Origin of the sequence: Thioclava sp. JM3 (assembly GCF_002213185.1) — a bacterium.
Taxonomy (GTDB): Bacteria; Pseudomonadota; Alphaproteobacteria; order Rhodobacterales; family Rhodobacteraceae; genus Thioclava; species Thioclava nitratireducens.
The window spans coordinates 230452-248527 of the sequence record NZ_NBOB01000001.1 but is presented as its reverse complement, the minus strand read 5'-3'; the positions used below and the strand labels follow the sequence as shown (position 1 = coordinate 248527).

Genomic DNA, 18076 nt, shown 5'->3' with positions numbered 1-18076 from the left:
CTCCTTGGTTCACAGGGCAGATCGCGTGGTCCAAATCTCGTCCATGTAGCCCTTGATTGCCCGGTCGGAAGAGAAGAACCCCATCCGCGCGGTGTTCAAAACAGCCATCTTCGCCCAGCCTGCGCGATCGGCGAAGGCCGTGTCCACCTCTTTCTGGGCGGTCCGGTAGGCCTCGAAATCGGAGGCAACGAGGAAATAATCGCTGTGCCACATGTTATGAACAAGATCGTGATAGCGTTCTGGTTCCTCCGGAGAGAAACGTCCCTCGGCGATCATCTGCAAAACGTCCTGCAAAGGCTGGCTTGCAAGGATCGCGTTGCGCGCATGTTCGGGATCGCGGCGGCGCTCCATCACCCCGTCGGCGGTCATGCCGAAGAGGAAGAAGTTCTCCGCGCCGACCTGTTCACGGATTTCCACATTCGCGCCATCGAGCGTGCCGATGGTCAGCGCACCGTTCAATGCGAACTTCATGTTGCCGGTGCCGGAGGCTTCCTTGCCCGCAGTCGAGATCTGTTCTGACAGATCGGCGGCCGGGATCAGTCGTTCGGCCATGGAGACGTTGTAATTCGGCGGATAGACGATCTTGAGGCGCCCATCGACGTAAGGGTCATTGTTCACCACCCGCGCCACGTCGTTGATCAGCCGTATGATCTGTTTCGCGGTGTGATAGCCCGGCGCGGCCTTGCCGCCGAAGAATTTCACGCGCGGCTGGAAATCGGCCTGCGGGTTCTCGCGGATCGCATGCCAGTCCGCGATGGTCTGCAGGATGTTCAGCAGCTGGCGTTTGTATTCATGGATGCGCTTGACCTGAATGTCGAAGATCGCGTCGGGGTCAATGGTGATCCCTTGGCTTTCATGCACCCACTCCGCGAGATGCACCTTGTTATGGCGTTTCGCGCCCATGAAGGCCTCGCGGAAGCCCGCGTCATCGGCGTAAGGCTCCAGCGTGCGCAGCTTGTCGAGATCGGCCTCCCAGCCCTCGCCGATCGCGTCGATGATGAGGTGGGACAACGCCGGGTTCGCCATCCGCAGCCAGCGGCGCGGCGTGATCCCGTTGGTCTGGTTGATGATCCGCCCCGGATGCAGCGCGTCGAGCTCGGGAAAGAGGTTGCGCTTGATCAGCTCGGTATGCAGCGCCGAGACGCCGTTCACCTTGTGCGAGGTGATGAAGGCCAGCTCGCCCATCCGCACTTCCTGATGCTTCACGATCCCCACGAAATGCGCGCGTTTCGGATAGGTGCGGCGGTGCCAACTGTCGATCTTCTCGATGATCTGCATATGGCGCGGCAGCACCGTGCCCATCAGATAGGTCGCCCAGCGTTCGAGCGCTTCAGGCAGCAGCGTGTGGTTGGTATAGCCCAGACATTGCATCGTGATCTCGAGCGCGGTCTCGAACTCCATGTCATGCAGATCGACGAGGATGCGGATCAGTTCCGGCCCGGCGATCGCCGGATGCGTGTCGTTCATCTGGATCGCGACATAGTCCGGCAGCTCTTCGAGCGTATAGCCCGAAGCCAGATGCCGGCGCATGATGTCCTGCAGCGCGGCGGAGGTCAGGAAATACTCCTGTTTGAGCCGCAGCTCCTTGCCCGCATAGGTCGTGTCATCCGGGTAAAGCACGCGGCTCAACGTCCGCGCCAGCGCCTCGGGCTCGGCCGCGGCGGCGTAATCGCCGTGATTGAACCGCGCGAGGTCGAAGAGCTCGGTGGGCTTGGCCGACCACAGCCGCAGCGTGTTCGCCCATTTGCCCTCCCAGCCGATGATCGGCATGTCATAGGCCTCGGCCAGCACCGTCTCGCCGGGGATCCAATGCGGCTTGCCGTCCAGCGTCTCGACATGGCCCTTGAAGCCGATCTCGTAGGCCGCCTCGGGACGCTCGAATTCCCACGGATGACGCTGCTTGAGCCAATCCTCCGGCGTCTCGACCTGACGCCCGCCCTCGAAGCGCTGCTTGAAGAGGCCGTGCTCGTAGCGGATGCCGTAGCCGTAGCCCGGGCAGCCCAGCGTCGCCATGCTCTCCATGTAGCACGCCGCCAGCCGCCCCAGCCCGCCATTGCCAAGCGCGGCATCCGGCTCGTTCTCGACCACCGTCTCCCAGTCCTGCCCCAACCCTTCGATCGCCTCGCGGCAGATCGCGCGCAGCCCGAGATTGATCGCGGCATCTTCCAGCATCCGCCCGATCAGGAATTCCATCGAGAGATAGTAGACCCGCTTGCGCTTTTCCTCCCAGGTGCGGCGGGTGGCCGCGAACCACGGTGCCACGACCCGGTCGCGTATCGCGAGGCTGAGTGCCATGCGCCAATCATAGACCGAGGCGTGATCGGGATCCTTGCCCATCGAAAATGTGATGTGGTGCAAAATTTCTTCGCGAACCGTCTCGGCACTGGGCAATTGGGTGTCTTTCAAGGGGGAGGTCTCCGGATCTCTTCAGATAGCAATTGATTGATGAGCCGCCCCCTGTTCAAGGTCAAGCGACGGCGTAGAAACCATCTGAGCAGCTGTTGCCGTTTGCGCTAACAAGTCTACCCTTGCCGCGTTAACGGGCAACAGGAAACTGAAAGAGGAGCGATTCATGGCGAAGGATTGGTGGCGCGGAGCGGTTATCTACCAGATTTATCCGCGTAGCTTTCAAGACGACTCGGGCGACGGGATCGGCGATCTCAAGGGGATCACGCGCAGGCTCGATCATGTCGCCTCGCTGGGCGTCGATGCGATCTGGCTGTCGCCGATCTTCACCTCGCCAATGGCCGATATGGGTTATGACGTGTCCGATTATCGCGGTATCGATCCGCAATTCGGCACGCTGGAGGATTTCGACGCGCTGGTCGCGCGGGCGCATGAACTGGGCCTGAAGGTCGTGATCGATCAGGTGATCTCGCACAGCTCCGATCAGCACCCGTGGTTCAAGGACTCCAAGAAAGGCGGTACGAAGAAGGACTGGTATGTCTGGGCCGATCCCAAGCCCGACGGCAGCCCGCCCAACAACTGGCAGGCGGTGTTCGGCGGCTCGTCCTGGGAATACGCCCCCGAGCGCGGCCAGTATTACCTGCACAATTTCCTCATCGAACAGCCCGACCTGAACCTGCACAATCCCGAGGTGCAGGCGGAATTGCTCGACATTTTCCGTTTCTGGCTCGATCGCGGCGTCGATGGCTTCAGGCTCGATACAGTGAACTACTACTTCCACGACCCCAAGCTGCGCGACAACCCGGCGATGGAACCCGACCCGGAGCGTTGGCCGCCGGTCTCGACCTACGACATGCAGGATCACGAGTTCGACAAGAACCGCCCCGAGAACATCACCTTCCTCAAGAAGATGCGCGTGGTGATGGACGAATACGAAGACCGGACTCTGATCGGCGAAGTCGGCGAAGCGCCGCATCGCGCGCTCGGGCTCATGGAGGAATACACGCGCGGCGTCGATCGCCTCCACATGGCCTACAGCTTCGACATGCTGGGACCGAAATTCTCGCCCGCGCATTTCCGCGGCAAGATCGAAGGCTTCTTCGAGAATGCCCCCGACGGCTGGCCGAGCTGGTCCTTCTCGAACCACGACGTGCAGCGCCATGTGACCCGCTGGGCGAAATACGGCACCGAGGACGGCATCGCACGGCTGGCCATCGCGATGCTCGCCTCGTTCCAGGGCACGATCGGTATCTACCAGGGCGAGGAACTCGGCCAGACCGAGACCGAGATGGAATATCACGAGCTCACCGACCCGCCCGGTCTGCGCTTCTGGCCCGAGAACAAGGGCCGCGACGGCTGCCGCACGCCGATGGTCTGGGACGAAAGCACGAATGCGGGCTTCTCCAAGGCCAAGCCGTGGCTGCCGGTGAAACCGCCGCAAGCCGCCCGGGCGGTCTCGGTGCAGGAGGCCGACGCGCACTCTGTGCTGGCCTATTACCGTCGTGTGCTGGCCTTCCGGAAGGAAAACCCGGTGCTGCGCAAGGGCGCGTCGACCTTCCTCGACCTGCCGGACCCGATCCTCGGCTTCATCCGCGACGATGGCGAGACGAAATTCGCCTGCTACTTCAACCTCGGCCCGGATCCGGTGACGCTCGACGCGGACGGGGAGCTTGTCGGCCCCTGCCTCGCCGCGACGCTGGAGGACGGCACCCTGTCGCTCGGCCCGAACGGCGCCGCCTGGCTGAAGATCTAACCAAACCGGAAAAACGCGGCGCGCGGGCCCCGAATTGCAGCCTGCCGCCACGTCTCGGACCCGCGACGGCGTCGGGAGCGTTTGCTCTCGACGCCGTTCGCATTCCGGTGTTCTGCCTCTGGTCAGCCGCGCCGTCTCGGTCGATAAGATGCCATCGGAAGCGATTTCTTACGGAATTTTAAGAAGGACATAAATTCCTTCTGCGATCGTTCCGCCAGAGATTGGAAAAACTTGGAAATACAAGATGGTTCACGTTGATCCGGCGCAAGCCGCCCCTGCCTCGTCGCGCGTCAAGATACTCTGGCCGATCGCGCTGGGGCTGCTGCTGTTCCTGATGGGGCTCTGGGCGCTGCATCATCTGCTCGCCAGCATCGACGTGCGCCAGGTAATCGCGCAGATCAGGGCGACGCCGTGGCCCACGCTCGGCGCGGCCGTGGGGGCGACCTCGCTGGGCTACGTGGCGCTTGTCGGCTATGATTTCTGGGCGCTGCATTACCTCGGCAAAAAACTGCCCCTGCGCACCGTCGCGCTTGGCGGGTTCCTTGGCTACGCCTTCGGCAACACGGTCGGGATCAGCGTGATCTCGGGCGGCGCCGTGCGCTACCGCATTTACTCCGCCGCCGGGCTGAACGCGTTCGAGGTCGCGGCGCTGTCCTCCTATATCGCGATCGCGATGGGGCTCGGGCTGACGATGGTGGGCGTTCTGGCGCTTTCCGTGCATCCTGCTGCGCTCGCCGGCGTCATCTCGGCGCCCGAGTCAGTGATCCGCGTCGGCGCGCTGGCCGCGACGGCCTTGATCCTGGGCGGCGCCTTCTACCTTTCCTATACGGGGCGCGCCCTGCGCATCCGCGACCGCGAGATCGCGATGCCGGCCCCGCGTATCCTTGTCGGGCAACTCGGCGTGGCGCTCTTCGACTCGACGATGGCGGCGGGCGCGCTTTGGGTGCTGATGCCCGCAGGCACGCCACCTTTCGCGAGCTTCGTCGCGATTTACGCTGCGGCCAGCATGGTCGGCATTCTCAGTCACGTGCCCGGCGGGGTCGGCGTGTTCGAGACGGTGGTGATCGCCGCCCTGCCCGCAGGCGTGCCGCTCGGCGATGCCGCGGCGGGCCTGCTGGCCTTCCGGATGATCTATTTCCTGCTGCCCTTCGTGATCGCCTTCGTGGTGGTCTCGCTGAACGAGGCGCGTCTCGCAGGCGGCTGGGCCACCCGTGTCTTCGGCGAGATATCCGAGCCGATGCGCCCGGTGATCAGCGGCATCGAGGGTATCGCGCCAAGGATCGCCGGGGTCGCGGTGCTTGGCCTCGGTTTCTGGATGGTTATCGTCGCGCTGATGCCCGTACTGGGCCAGCAAGGCGGCGAGCCGGGGCTGATCACGGCGGTTCTGGCCGAGGGCGGCACCCAGCTTTGCGCCTTGGCGGGCGTGCTGTTGATCGTCCTCTCGCATGGTCTGGTTCGCCGGGTGCGGCTCGCCTATTGGCTGGCGCTCGCCGGGCTCGTGCTCGGTGTGATCTCGGTGCTGGCGGCCGATCTCGACATCGACAACGCCATCGTCCTGTCACTTGCCGCGCTGGTGCTTCTGCCGTTTCGCCGCGCATTCCACCGGCAGGTCGCGCTCACCGAAGGGGGCTACGGCCCGCTCTGGCTGGCTGTGATCGTGGGGATGGTGGCCTCGGCGGCGGTTTTCTTCTTCCTCGCCTATGCCGCGCATCCTTATTCGAACGCGCTCTGGCTCGATTTCACCGCACGTTCGCCGACACCGCGGGCGCTTCGCGCAGGTCTTCTGATCAGCGCACTGCTGTTGGGCTTCCTGCTTTGGCTGATGCTGCGCCCGATACGCCACTTCGCCTTCTCCGTGGATCCCGAGCAGGATGCCTCGGTCGCCGCGATCCTCGCCGCGCAGGACGTGCCGCAGGGCTGGTTCGCGCTGACGGGCGACAAATGCGTGATGTTCTCCTCCGACCGCTCCGCTTTCCTGATGTATGCGCAGCGCGGCGGGATGCGGGTCGTCCTTGGTGATCCCGTCGGCCCGCCGGACGTTGCGCGGCAACTGGCATGGGAGTTTCACGAACGCGCCGTGAGCGAGGGGCTCACCCCCGTCTTCTACGAGGTCTCGACGCGCAATCTGCCGCTCTGGATCGAGATGGGCTACGCGCTGCACAAGATCGGCGAAGAGGCCGTGATCGACCTGCAGAAGTTCTCGCTTTCGGGGTCGAAATTCAAAACGATGCGGGCCGAGCAGAACCGCGCCCTGCGCGAAGGATACACGCTCGAACTCGCCGCTCCGCCGCATGCGCCCGAGCTGCTGTCGACGCTGCAGGAAATCTCCAATGCGTGGCTCGCCGGTCAGAAAGGCCGCGAGAAAGGCTTCTCGATCGGACGCTTCGATCCGCGCTACCTCAACCACTGCGAGATCGCCCTGATCCGCTGCGAGGGAGAGATCCTCGGCTTCGCGAACCTTCTGGGCGGCAACGGAGCGCAACATTTCGCGATCGACCTGATGCGATATCGCCCGGAAGCCGCCGACGGCGTCATGCAATTCCTGTTCCTCGGCCTGATCGAGGCACTTCGCGATCGCGGCGCGACCGAGCTGAGCCTCGGCCTCGCACCGCTGGCGGGGCTGCCCGATCGCGCCTCCGCGCGGCTCACGAGCCGGGTAGGAAACCTGATTTATCGTCACGGCGGAAGCTTCTACAATTTCGAGGGGCTGCGCCGGTTCAAACAGAAATTCCGCCCCGAATGGCGGCCGCATTACGTGGCGCTGCCGCCCGGCACCTCGCCCTATCTCGCGCTGACCGAGATCGCGCTCTTGATCTCCGGCGGTGCGCGCAACCTGCTGACAAAGGACTGACATGCTAGACGCCATCCACCAAGTGCTCCCGAATCTCGCCGCTCTGGGGATCTTCGGCTACTGGGTGATCGGGGCCGCGGCGGGGTTGGAGGCCTTCCTGCCAACCGGGTTGTTCCTGCCGGGAACGCTTCTCGTCGACGCCGGCGGGGTGATGGTTCAGCGGGGGATGCTCGACCTGCTCGACCTGCTGTGGTTCGTCGCGATCGGCTCGGTGCTCGGCGGCGAGGCGACCTTCTGGCTCGGTCGTCATGCACGGCGCGGCATGCTTGGGCGTTGGAATGTCGAAGGCATGGCCGCCTATCGACGCGCGGAGAAGCTATTTGCCCGCCATGGCGGCTTGGCGATCGTCATGGGGCGTTTCCTCGGTCCCGTCGCGGGCTTCGTTCCCTTCGCCGCCGCCGTCGCCGGGATGGAGACGCGACGCTTCCGGATCTGGAACCTGCTGAGCGGCTTGCCCTACGCTGTCTTCCATGTCGGCTTCGGTTATGCGCTTGGCGCGGGATTCGCCCAGCTCAGCCCGATGATGACGCGCAACACCTTGTTCGTGCTTGGCATTGTCGTGATCGCCGCGGTGCTTTTCTGGATTCTGCGCCGACTCGACCGGGCGGTGCCCTATCTCCTTGCGATGGCGGGCGGTCTGATGGACGACATCGCGCGCCACCCCCGCGTCGACAGCTGGGGAGGGCGCCATCCGAAAACGGCGGCCTGGATCGCGCGCAGGCTCGACCGGACTAAATTCTCCGGACTGCCGCTGAGCCTTCTCGCACTGGCCTTCCTCTACCTCGCCTCCGTGCTGGTCGGGCTGTCGCTCGATTTCCTGCAAAGCGATCCGATCGTGCAGATCGACGCACGGCTGGCGGCTCTGATGCGGCTGTTCTGGACGCCGGGTCTCATACAGGTCTTCACCTGGATCACCGCGCTCGGCGATACGCAGCTCGTGGCCGCGCTGCTCGTGCTGGCCCTCGTCTGGCTCGCGTGGCTGCGCCGCTTCGATCTCGCCACGGGGCTCGTGGTCTCGCTCGGACTCGATTTGGTTTCGGTGATAATCCTGAAGGCCGGCTTCGGGCGGCCGCGTTCGATCCTCGGCTATTTCCACGAAACCTCGGGCAGTTTTCCCTCCGGCCACGCGACACTCTCTGTCGCCTTTTACGGGATGCTGGTCTTCCTCCTCTGGCGGCTATCCCGGATCGGAGCACTCAGCGCGAGCTTCCTGGCGTTCCTGTTCGCCGGGCTGATCGGGCTGAGCCGTCTCTACCTTGTCGAGCATTACCTGAGCGACGTGATGGGCGGCTGGCTTCTCGGCGCGCTGTGCCTGCTCGTGGGCATCGCCGTGGCCGAGTGGCTCTATCCGCGTTGGGCCGGGGCGCCGCGCACGCGACCTCGCTGGCAGATCGGCGTGATCGGAGTCGTGACGCTCGCGCTTATGGGCTTCACGATGGTTCGGGTGCGCGACTACTCCAAGGCGCTGAACCCGCCGCCCGTCGCGCAGCCGCTGATCGTGATCGCCCAAGGGGCCGAGCCGCAGGCGTTGAGCGACGCGCCGCTGATGGCGCAGACGCTCGATGCGGAGCAACAGTTCCCGCTTTCGCTCGGGATGTGGGCGGCGAACACCGATCAGATTACCGCGGCGCTGACATCCATCGGCTGGCAGCGCGCCGATCCGGTGACGCTGAAGACGCTGGCGGGCGCGGCCTTCGGAGCGGTGCGCGACACGATACGCCCCGGAGCAGCCCTCGCACCGCTTTTCTGGAACAACAAGCCGAGCGAGCTTGGCTTCACCCGCGTTCCGGAGGGTGACGCGACCGACGAGCTGCCGCGGCTGCGAATGTGGCAGACGCGCTATACCGATGCGTCAGGCGCGCGGCTCTGGATGGGGGCGATCACTCGCGATGACGGGCTGGTGCCGAGCGACGGGTCGGCGGCGGGGCCGCTGGCCTCTGACGTTGTGAAGGCGCTGAGCCAGAGCGGCGGGGCCAAGACGGTCGGCCATATCTCCGGCACTGACGCGTCGGCGATCCCGGTTCTGGCGCTGCGATAAGCGCGCATGTCAGCCTGCGCGCAGATCCTCGAGATAAATGCGAACCGCTTCCTGAACATGACGGAATCGGTCGCCGCCCAGATGCTTGCCGCCGAACCAGCGGGTGACGACGATGATGTGGTCATAGAGCTCTTCGCGCTCGAGCATCCGCAGGATCACCATGCCGGCGCCTGCCTCACCGTCGTCGTTCTTAACCGGAGCGTCTGCCGTCAGAAGCGCCCAGGTGTTATGCGTCGCCTTGGCATATTTCTTTTTCCGGCAGAGTTCCTTGACGAAGGCCTTGGCCTCCTCCTCGGAGGTGCAGGGCCCGCCCGAAACCGCGTATTTCGAGCCGCGGTCGCTGATGATGTTCTCGAGGATGCGCATGGCGCAGGTTTATGGGCCAAGCGCCGAAGCGGCAAGGGCGGGCCGCGGACCCGATGGCCCGCCGCCCTGCCCGCTCAGCCCAGCTTGCGCAGACGGGCGATCAGCGAGGACGTGTCCCAGCGGTTGCCGCCCATCGCCTGCACGTCCTTGTAGAACTGGTCGACCAGCGCGGTGACGGGCAGCGAGGCCCCGATCTCGTCGCCGGTCTTCAGGCAGATTCCCAGATCCTTGCGCATCCAGTCCACCGCGAAGCCGAAGTCGAATTCGTCCTTCGCCATGGTCTCGTAGCGGTTCGCCATCTGCCACGAGCCGGCCGCGCCCTGAGAGATCACTTCGACCACGGCGGCGATGTCGAGATCGGCCTTCTCGGCGAAGTGGAGGCTTTCCGCGAGGCCCTGCACCAGACCCGCGATCGCGATCTGGTTGCACATCTTAGTCACCTGCCCGGCGCCGCTTTCGCCCAGACGGCGGCAAATCTTGGCATAGGCGTCGATCACCGGCTCGGCCTTGTCATAGGCCGCCGCATCGCCACCGCACATCACCGACAGCTGACCGTTCTCGGCCCCCGCCTGCCCGCCCGAGATCGGCGCATCGATGAAGGCCACGCCGTGGCCAGCCGCCTCGCCCGCCAATTCGCGGGTCACGGCAGCCGAAACCGTGGTGTGGTCGACGAAGACCGCGCCGGTTTTCATCCCCTTGAATGCGCCGTCCTTACCAAGGCAGACCTCGCGCAGATCGTCGTCGTTGCCGACACAGGACATCACGAAATCGGCGCCCTTGGCCGCTTCGCGCGGCGTGGGCGCGGCGGAACCGCCATGTTCGGACACCCATTTCTCGGCCTTGGAGACCGTGCGGTTATAGACCGTGACCTCGTGGCCCGCCGATGCGAGATGCCCCGCCATCGGATAACCCATCACCCCAAGCCCCAGAAATGCAACTTTCGCCATCGACCTCTCCCTTGCGTGAATACGAAACCGCGCCCCGTGAAGCGCGAGCGCGTTGATTGTAGCGTCGGGCTCAACTAGTAACGCGCCATCCCGGCGCGTCAACTCATGCGCCGGTCGGAGGGATTCCGGGTGAGGCGCGCAGAGGGCTCGATGTACAAGGCATTTCGATGGGGCGTTCGGCTGATCATGGCCGCGATCGTGGGCGTGGTGCTCATCGGGGGGCTGATCTATTTCTTCGCCTCGCGCTCGCTGCCCGATTACGACGCGACCTACAAGGTCACTGGCCTCACCGCCCCGGTCGAGATCGTGCGCTCCACCGAGGACGTGCCGCATATCTTCGGCAGGAATGACCCGGACGTGTTCTTCGCCCTCGGTCTGGCGCATGCGCAGGACCGGCTCTGGCAGATGACGCTGATGCGCCGCACGGTGCAGGGGCGGCTGTCGGAGGTGTTCGGGCAGGAGACGCTGAAGACCGACGAGCTGATGCGGCGACTGGGCCTCTATCAGGCGGCGGTCGACTCGGTGGCATCGCAGGACGATTACACCAAGGCCGCGCTTCAGGCTTATGCGCGCGGCGTCAACCAGTGGATCCAGATCGTCAACGAGGGCGCGATGGGGCGCGGTGCGCCGGAATTCTTCCTTTTTGACAGCAAGATCTCCTACTGGACGCCCGCGGATTCGCTCGCGATCATGAAGCTGATGGCGGTGCAGCTGTCGAACCAGCTGCAGGACGAGGTGCTGCGCGCCCGCGTCTCGCTCGCCGGAAAGGATCTCGTGCGCGACATCATGCCCGACGATCCGCAACAGGCGACCGCCGCGCTGCCCGATTACGCCAGCCTGTTCCCGACAATGCAAAAAGGCATCCAGACGGCAGAGAACGGCGCGCCCGGCGCGTTCTCGCCCTTCCCCGAGCGCGGCTCTGCCGGGGCGTCCAACGCATGGGCCGCGGGGCCTGACCGCTCGGCCGCGGGCGGCGCACTTCTGGCCAACGATCCGCATCTGGGGCTCACCGCGCCCTCGATCTGGTATCTCGCGCGGCTGCAACTGCAATCGGGCGGCGTGATCGGCGGCACGATCCCGGGGATGCCGCTCGTGCTGTCGGGCCGCAACAAGGATCTGGGCTGGGGGCTGACCACGGCCTATGTCGACGATCAGGACCTGCATATCGAGGAAATCGACCCCGACGATCCGACGAAATACCGCACGCCCGATGGCTGGAAGCATTTCAAGACCAAGCGGGTGATCGTCGAGGTGAAGGACGCGAAACCCGTGACACTCACCCTGCGCTGGACCGATAACGGCCCGGTTCTGCCCGGCAGCCATTTCGATCTGGCGACGGTGACGCCGCCCCATTCGGTGATGTCGCTCAGCTGGACGGCCTTCGATCCGAAAGACACCACGATGACCGGCGCGATGGACCTGATGCGGGCGAAATCGATCCCGCAGGCGCTCGACGCCGCAAAAGAGATCGTGGCGCCTGCACAGAATATCACGCTGGCCGACAAGGATGGTGTGGCGCTGGTCACCGCCGGGAAAATCCCGCTGCGCGACCGGGCGAATGACACGCAGGGTCGGATGCCCAACGCGGGCTGGAAACCCGAAAACCGCTGGAAAGGCGCCCTGCCCTTCAAGGACAATCCGCAATTCGTGGAGCCCAAAAGTGGCATCGTCGTGAACACCAACAACAAGACGGTGGACCGGCCCTTCCCCTATAACGTCTCGTTCCACTGGGGCGACACGCAGCGCATCCAGCGCCTGTCGAAACTGATGGGCGAGCGCGAGGTGCATTCGCGCGACAGTTTCATCTCGGCGCAGCTCGATACCGTCTCGCCCGCCGCGCGCGGCCTGCTGCCGCTGGTGGGCGCGAACCTGTGGTATACCGGCGATCCCGCGCCTGACGGCACGCCCGAGCGGATGCGTCAGCGCGCGCTGGAGATGCTGGCGAGTTGGGATGGCGAGATGTCCGAGCATCTGCCCGAGCCGCTGATCTACGCCGCCTGGATGCGCGAATTGCAAAACCGGCTGATCCGCGACGAGCTGGGTCCGCTGGCGAAGAAGTTCGACCACCTGGAGCCGCTGTTCATCGAGCGCGTCTTCCGCGACACCCAAGGCGCGAGCCATTGGTGCGACATCATCCAATCCGCGCCCAAGGAGACCTGCAGCGACATCGCGCGGCAATCGCTCGACGCGGCGCTCTTGGACCTGTCGAAGAAATACGGGCCGAATATCGAAAGCTGGCGCTGGGGCGACGCGCATGTCGCCGAGCAGGACAATCCGGTGCTGGGCAAGGTGCCGGGGCTGAAATGGTTCGTGAATATCCGGCAATCGACGTCGGGTGGCGATTTCACCCTGATGCGCGGGCGGACCAAGGGCGGCGACGGGCCCGATCGCTTCGCCAATGTCCATGCGGCGGGCTATCGCGAAGTTCTCGATTTCGCCGATCCGGACAGCTCGGTCTTCATCATCTCGACCGGGCAATCGGGCCATCCGCTGAGCCGCCATTACGACGACCTGTCAGAGCTGTGGCGTTCGGGCGAATATATCCCGATGTCGCTCGATCCGGCACTGGCGCGGGCAGCGGCGACGGGGATCACCCATCTGGTGCCGAAGGGCGCGGCGCAAGCGGCCAACTGATCCATAATGAAACGGGGACGGACATTGGCCCGCCCCGGATCAAATCTCAGTCCTCGCGCCCTCAGTCCTCGCGCATCGTGCGCTGCACCTGATCGGCGACCGGCTTGAGCAGGTAGGAGATCGCGGTGCGCTCCCCCGTCTGGAAGAACACCTCCACCGGCATCCCCGGGCGCAGGCCCCGCCCGTCAGGCAGCACCGGCGCCTCGGTCAGTGCGACGGTGCAGAGATAGTAGTTACCGCCGCTCTCGTCCTTCGTGGCCGAGGCCGCGACGACGCGCACCTCGCCTGCCACTTCCGGCGTCGTCCGCTGGTTGAACGCGGTGAAACGCAGCCGCACCGGCTGCCCCGGCATGACCTGGTCGATATCGGTGGTGCGCAGCCGCGCCTCCACGATCAGCTCGCCATCGGGGACGATCGCCATCACCCGCTCCCCGGGCGCGATCACGCCGTTCACCGTATGCACGCCCAACTCGTTCACCACCCCTGCGATCGGCGCGCGGATCTCGGTGCGCGAGAGCCGGTCGCGCGCGGCCACGGCGCGCTCATGCAGTTCGGCCATCTGCGCGTCGATGTCGCGCAGCTCCTTCTGCGCGGCGGTGCGCGCCTGATGATCCAGTTCCAAGATGCGCAGGTTCGACTCGCTGATCTGGCCCCGCACCCGCGCGATATTTGCCTCTATCTCTCCGGAGACCCCGTCGAGCCGCGCCATGTCGCGCTCGATCTCGGTGATCGCGCCTTTCTCGGTCAGCCCCTTCTTCAGGAGCGTCTCGAGCCGGGCATGATCTTCGCCGCGCAGACGCCGTTCGATCTCGTTCGAGTGGCGCTGCGCTTCGAGCGCGCGGATCTCCTCGTCGAACTGGTCGACCTGAGACAAAAGCTGGTCGCGGCGCAAGTCCTGCATCGCCCGGTCATGGGCCAGAAGCTGGCGCTCGCCATCCGCGATCGCGGCGGTTTCCTCGGTGGTATCGAACCCCTCCGGGAACACGATCTCGACGGCGCTGTCGCGCACTGCAAGGAGCCGCGCGCGGCGGCCGGTAAGCTCGCGGATCTGGGTCTCGACGATCCCCAGTTCCGAGCGCAGCTGCGTGTCGTCGAGGCTCAGCACGACATCCCCCGCCTGCACGAGATCGCCGTTCTCCACGCGGATCTCGCGGATCACGCCGCCGTCCGGGTGCTGCACGACCTTCAGCTGCGATTTCACTGCAACCTGCCCCTGCGCAATCACCGCGCCGGAGAGTTTCGCCTGCGCCGCCCATCCGCCGAAGACGAGGATCAGCGCGCCCAGAAAGGCCGTCGCGAACAGGATCCGCGCACGGATCGAGAACAGGGCCGGATCATGGTAAGTCTTGGTCATTTTCGGTTCCCCCCACCAAAAACTCGCGAGCGCCCGTCAGACGGTCGCGTCGCAGTCAAACAGAAAATTGGCTTCTTCCAGCGTGTGATGGCCGTCGAGTTCGATCTCGAAGTCGTAATCCTCGACGCTGCCATCCTCGTGCTGCGCGCTGAGCTTGGCTTTCACGATGGTGAATTCGTGCCCCTCGTCGCCGTCTTCGATCTCGTAAGCCACGAAAACGCCTCCACGCGCCTCGGCGACCTCGCCATTGGCACCGGCGTAGAACAGCCGCATTTCACCATAGCCTTCGCCCATCGGGTCGATATGCGAGAAGTCTATCCGGTCGCCGGGCTCGAAATCGGTGATGCGGTCATGGCCCGCGCCCGCGTTGCGGATCGCAGAGACCGAGGTGAAGACGAACACGTCCTCGCCTTCGCCGCCGCTGAACAGGTTGCAGGCATCACTCGCGATCAGCTGGTCATCTCCGGCGCCGGAAGCGACGTTCTCGATACTGACGAGCGTCGCTTCGCCGGTCTCGCTCGTCATTGTCCCTGAAGACAGATCGACGGTGACCGCCTCCGCGATGCGGTGCAGATCGAGCGTGTCCGAGCCCGCGCCGCCATCGTAGCTGTCGCCCGTAGCCTCCGCGATTTGCGAAACCACGATGCGGTCCTCGCCCGCGCCGCCGGTCACGAGGTCCTCGCCCGCGCCACCGTCGAGCAGATCGGAGCCCTCGCCGCCGACCAACGTGTCGTTGCCCGCCCCGCCATCTAGGCTGTCCGCGCCGGAGCCACCGTCGAGATAGTCATTGCCGTCCTCGCCATGCAGCAGGTCCGCCCCGGCCTCGCCGAAGACAATGTCGTCACCCGCGCCCGCGAAGACCGTGTCGTTGCCGGCGCCGCCATAGATCACGTCCGCGCCCGCGCCGCCGATCAGCACGTCGCAGCCCTCTCCGCCGTCGAGCATGTCGTCGCCCTCGCGGCCATAGAGGATGTCGTCGCCCCCCTCGCCCCGCATCGCGTCGCGGTCGGGCGTACCGAGCAGCAGATCGTCTTCGGCGGTGCCGATCACGTCGTGATACTCGGGTGGCAGGATCAGCGCGGTCGCGGTCTGTCCGATCGACAACTCGCCGTCGCTGAGATCGTAGGTGATCACCAGCTCGCCCTCGAAGCCCTGATCGGGCTTGATCAGCCATTCGCCCGCGCCATGGGCGATCACTTCGCCGCCTTGCGCTTGCATCGACAGGATCGAGAGCGGGTCGCCATCGGGGTCGCTCGCCCCGGTCAGCAGGACCGCCGCCACGATGAAGAAGCTCTCATCCCGCCGTCCGGGCGACAGCCGAACCGGGCCCTTCGTCTCCGGCGCACGGTTGCGGGGGGCTTCGGTCGCCGCGTCCGGAGGACGGGCTTCATCGGGAGCGCCCCGGCTTTCACGCGCCTTGCGTGCAGCTGCACGGGTCGAGGTGAAGACCGGCACTTTCGGAAGATCGAGTTCCTTGACCTCGATCGCGTCCGGGAAGAACAGCGTATCGCCCTGCGCCTCCACCGTCGCCTTGTGCTTAGCGTGCCATCGCTGCGGCGAGAGCGAGAAGGGCGCGGGATTGGCGCCTGGGAACAGGATCACGTTGTCGGGCAACGGATCGGGCGGCGTGTTTTCCTCCGTAAGCACGTCACTCGGCCCCATTTCGGGGATGTGATGCGCGTTCGGCGTCTGCGGGCCGGCGGGGGCGTCGGGATCTGCCGGGGGGTGGGCCGGTCCATCCTGAACGCCTTCCGCCTGCGCCGCATCCGTGCCGAAGAGCTTGCGCGCGAGCGCAGCCCAGGCAATGGCGACCAGCCCCACCGCTGCGCGGCCGGGCCAGACCGAGCGCCGTTCCGGCGCACGGTATTTCTGCATCGGCGCGATGGCCGCTTCGTCGTCCGGGATACCGAGCTTGAGCTTGTCCTGTTCCATGGCTCAGCCCACCGCCTGCTCGATACTGTCTCCCAGCTCCGCCGCCGGTGCCGCGGGTTTTCCCTTGGGCAGCGGTTTGAGCCCGACGGAGCGGTTCACGATCTCGTCTTTGGGGCCGAAGGCCACCAGCTTGCCGCCCTGGACGAAGCCCACGAGATTCACGGATTCGAGCGCCTTCGGGCGATGCGCGATCACCACCACGATGCCGCCACGCGCGCGGACCGAGGCGATGGCCGCGCTGAGTGCCGCTTCGCCATCGGCGTCGAGGTTCGAGTTCGGCTCGTCCAGTACCACAAGGAACGGCGCGCCGTAGAGCGCACGCGCCAGACCGACCCGCTGACGCTGCCCCGCCGAGAGCGAGGTGCCGAAGGGGCCCAGCTGCGTCTGGTAGCCATCGGGCAGATGGATGATCGTCTGATGCGCACCCGCGGCCTTCGCCGCCGCCACCACATCGGCATCCGTCGCGTCCGGCGCAAAGCGCGCGATATTCTCGGCGACCGTGCCTTCCATCAGCGAAACCTCCTGCGGCAGGTAGCCGATATGATCGCCCAGCAGATCCACGCGCCACTGGTCGAGCGCGGCCCCGTCGAAACGGACATGCCCGCGCAGCAGCGGCCAGATCCCGACGATGCCCTTGGCGAGCGTTGTCTTGCCCGAGCCAGACGGCCCGATCAGGCCGAGCGCATCGCCGGCTTTGAGATCGAAACTGACATCGCCCAGCAGCACCGCGCCGGAGCCCGGCGCGACGACCGTCATCCCCTCGACCGTGAAGCTCTCGGTCGGCGCGGGCAGAGCGATCAGGCTGTCGTCATCCTCGAGCGTCGCCAGCGTGTCGCGCAGACGCGCATGGCTGCGGCGCGCGGCAGTGAAGCCCTTCCAGTTGCCGATCGCCATTTCCACCGGCGCGAGTGCGCGCGAGGCTGCGACCGAACAGGCGATGATCGCACCGGGCGACAGCTCGCCCACGATGGTCAGATACGCGCCGAGGCCCAGAAGCGCCGATTGCAGCATCATCCGCGTGACCTTCGACAACCCGCTCAGTGTGCCGGTGATGTCGCTGGTGCGCGCATGCAGGCGCAGGTGCTCCGCATTGGCGGTGCCGAACCGCTCCACCGCGCGGCGGCCGAAGCCCATCGCGTGCAGCACGTCGGCATTGCGCGTGTTGGTATCGGCGATCATCGCGCGGGCGATGGAGGCCTTCTGCAACTCCCGGCCCGAACGGCGCGACAGCATCTCGGTGATGACGGTCAGCGTGATCAGCACGCAGGCACCGCCGATTGTCAGCAGACCCAATAGCGGATGCAGCATGTAGACGAAGCCCAGAAACAGCGGCATCCACGGCAGGTCGAGAAGCGCGATGGCCCCTGCCCCCGAGACGAAGCTGCGGATCGTGTCGACGTCGCGGCCGCGCTCCAACGCCTCGGACGTGGAATAGCCGAAGCGGGGCATTTCGATTGCCACCCGATGCGCGAGCGGCGCGAGGCGGTTGTCGATCCGCGCACCGACCCGCACGAGGATCTGGTTGCGCAGCACATCGAACAGCCCCTGAAACAGATAGAGCGCGATGGCCAGAACAGAGAGTGCAAGCAGCGTCGGAACCGAGCCGCTGGTCAGCGCCCGGTCATAGATCTGCAGCATGTAGAACGAGCCCGTCAGCGCGAGCAGGCTGATCACGAAGGACAGTCCGAGGAGAAAGACGATCAGACCGCGATAACGGCCCAGACGCTCGGAAACGAGTTCTTCGCTGGCTTGAAAACGACGACGTGCGTTGCTCATGTGATCCTCCCACCAAGAT

10 protein-coding genes are annotated in these 18076 nt (G+C 65.4%); 4 read left to right on the top strand and 6 right to left on the bottom strand.

The window, feature by feature from the left end:
* Positions 1-9: 9 nt before the first annotated feature.
* Positions 10-2406 (bottom strand): glycogen/starch/alpha-glucan phosphorylase, encoded by a 2397-nt coding sequence (locus tag B6V73_RS01180; protein ID WP_206185549.1) that lies wholly within the window; start codon positions 2404-2406, stop codon positions 10-12.
* Between the two features lie 166 nt (positions 2407-2572).
* Between B6V73_RS01180 and B6V73_RS01175 the strand changes: the two genes are divergently transcribed.
* From B6V73_RS01175 to B6V73_RS01165, 3 genes are all read left to right on the top strand, one after another.
* Entirely contained in the window at positions 2573-4159 is a 1587-nt protein-coding gene (locus B6V73_RS01175; RefSeq protein ID WP_088724305.1) for an alpha-amylase family glycosyl hydrolase, read from the top strand.
* A 244-nt stretch (positions 4160-4403) separates the two neighbouring features.
* Complete coding sequence (mprF, locus tag B6V73_RS01170) at positions 4404-7010, top strand: bifunctional lysylphosphatidylglycerol flippase/synthetase MprF (protein ID WP_088724304.1); 2607 nt, start codon at positions 4404-4406, stop codon at positions 7008-7010.
* A 1-nt stretch (position 7011) separates the two neighbouring features.
* Positions 7012-9048, top strand: coding sequence for a bifunctional DedA family/phosphatase PAP2 family protein (locus tag B6V73_RS01165; RefSeq protein WP_088724303.1), 2037 nt, complete (start codon positions 7012-7014; stop codon positions 9046-9048).
* Positions 9049-9057: 9 nt separating this feature from the next.
* Here the strand turns inward: B6V73_RS01165 and B6V73_RS01160 are convergent, their stop codons facing one another.
* A complete protein-coding gene (locus tag B6V73_RS01160; protein WP_088718618.1) occupies positions 9058-9414 on the bottom strand; it encodes a YigZ family protein in 357 nt (118 codons plus the stop codon).
* Between the two features lie 74 nt (positions 9415-9488).
* Positions 9489-10463, bottom strand: coding sequence for an NAD(P)-dependent oxidoreductase (locus tag B6V73_RS01155; protein WP_341865708.1), 975 nt, complete (start codon positions 10461-10463; stop codon positions 9489-9491).
* Between the two features lie 48 nt (positions 10464-10511).
* On the opposite strand from B6V73_RS01155, the gene B6V73_RS01150 reads away from it, so the two are divergent.
* Positions 10512-12995, top strand: coding sequence for a penicillin acylase family protein (locus B6V73_RS01150; RefSeq protein WP_088724302.1), 2484 nt, complete (start codon positions 10512-10514; stop codon positions 12993-12995).
* A gap of 61 nt (positions 12996-13056) precedes the next feature.
* Here B6V73_RS01150 and B6V73_RS01145 read toward each other — a convergent pair whose 3' ends face one another.
* From B6V73_RS01145 to B6V73_RS01135, 3 genes are read right to left on the bottom strand one after another with little or no spacing between them, the layout of a single operon-like run.
* A complete protein-coding gene (locus tag B6V73_RS01145) occupies positions 13057-14349 on the bottom strand; it encodes an HlyD family type I secretion periplasmic adaptor subunit (protein WP_088724301.1) in 1293 nt (430 codons plus the stop codon).
* Positions 14350-14385: 36 nt separating this feature from the next.
* Positions 14386-16281, bottom strand: a complete 1896-nt coding sequence (locus B6V73_RS01140) for a cadherin-like domain-containing protein (protein WP_088724300.1) — start codon at positions 16279-16281, stop codon at positions 14386-14388.
* A gap of 3 nt (positions 16282-16284) precedes the next feature.
* Complete coding sequence (locus B6V73_RS01135) at positions 16285-18057, bottom strand: type I secretion system permease/ATPase (RefSeq protein WP_075774791.1); 1773 nt, start codon at positions 18055-18057, stop codon at positions 16285-16287.
* Positions 18058-18076 lie beyond the last annotated feature (19 nt).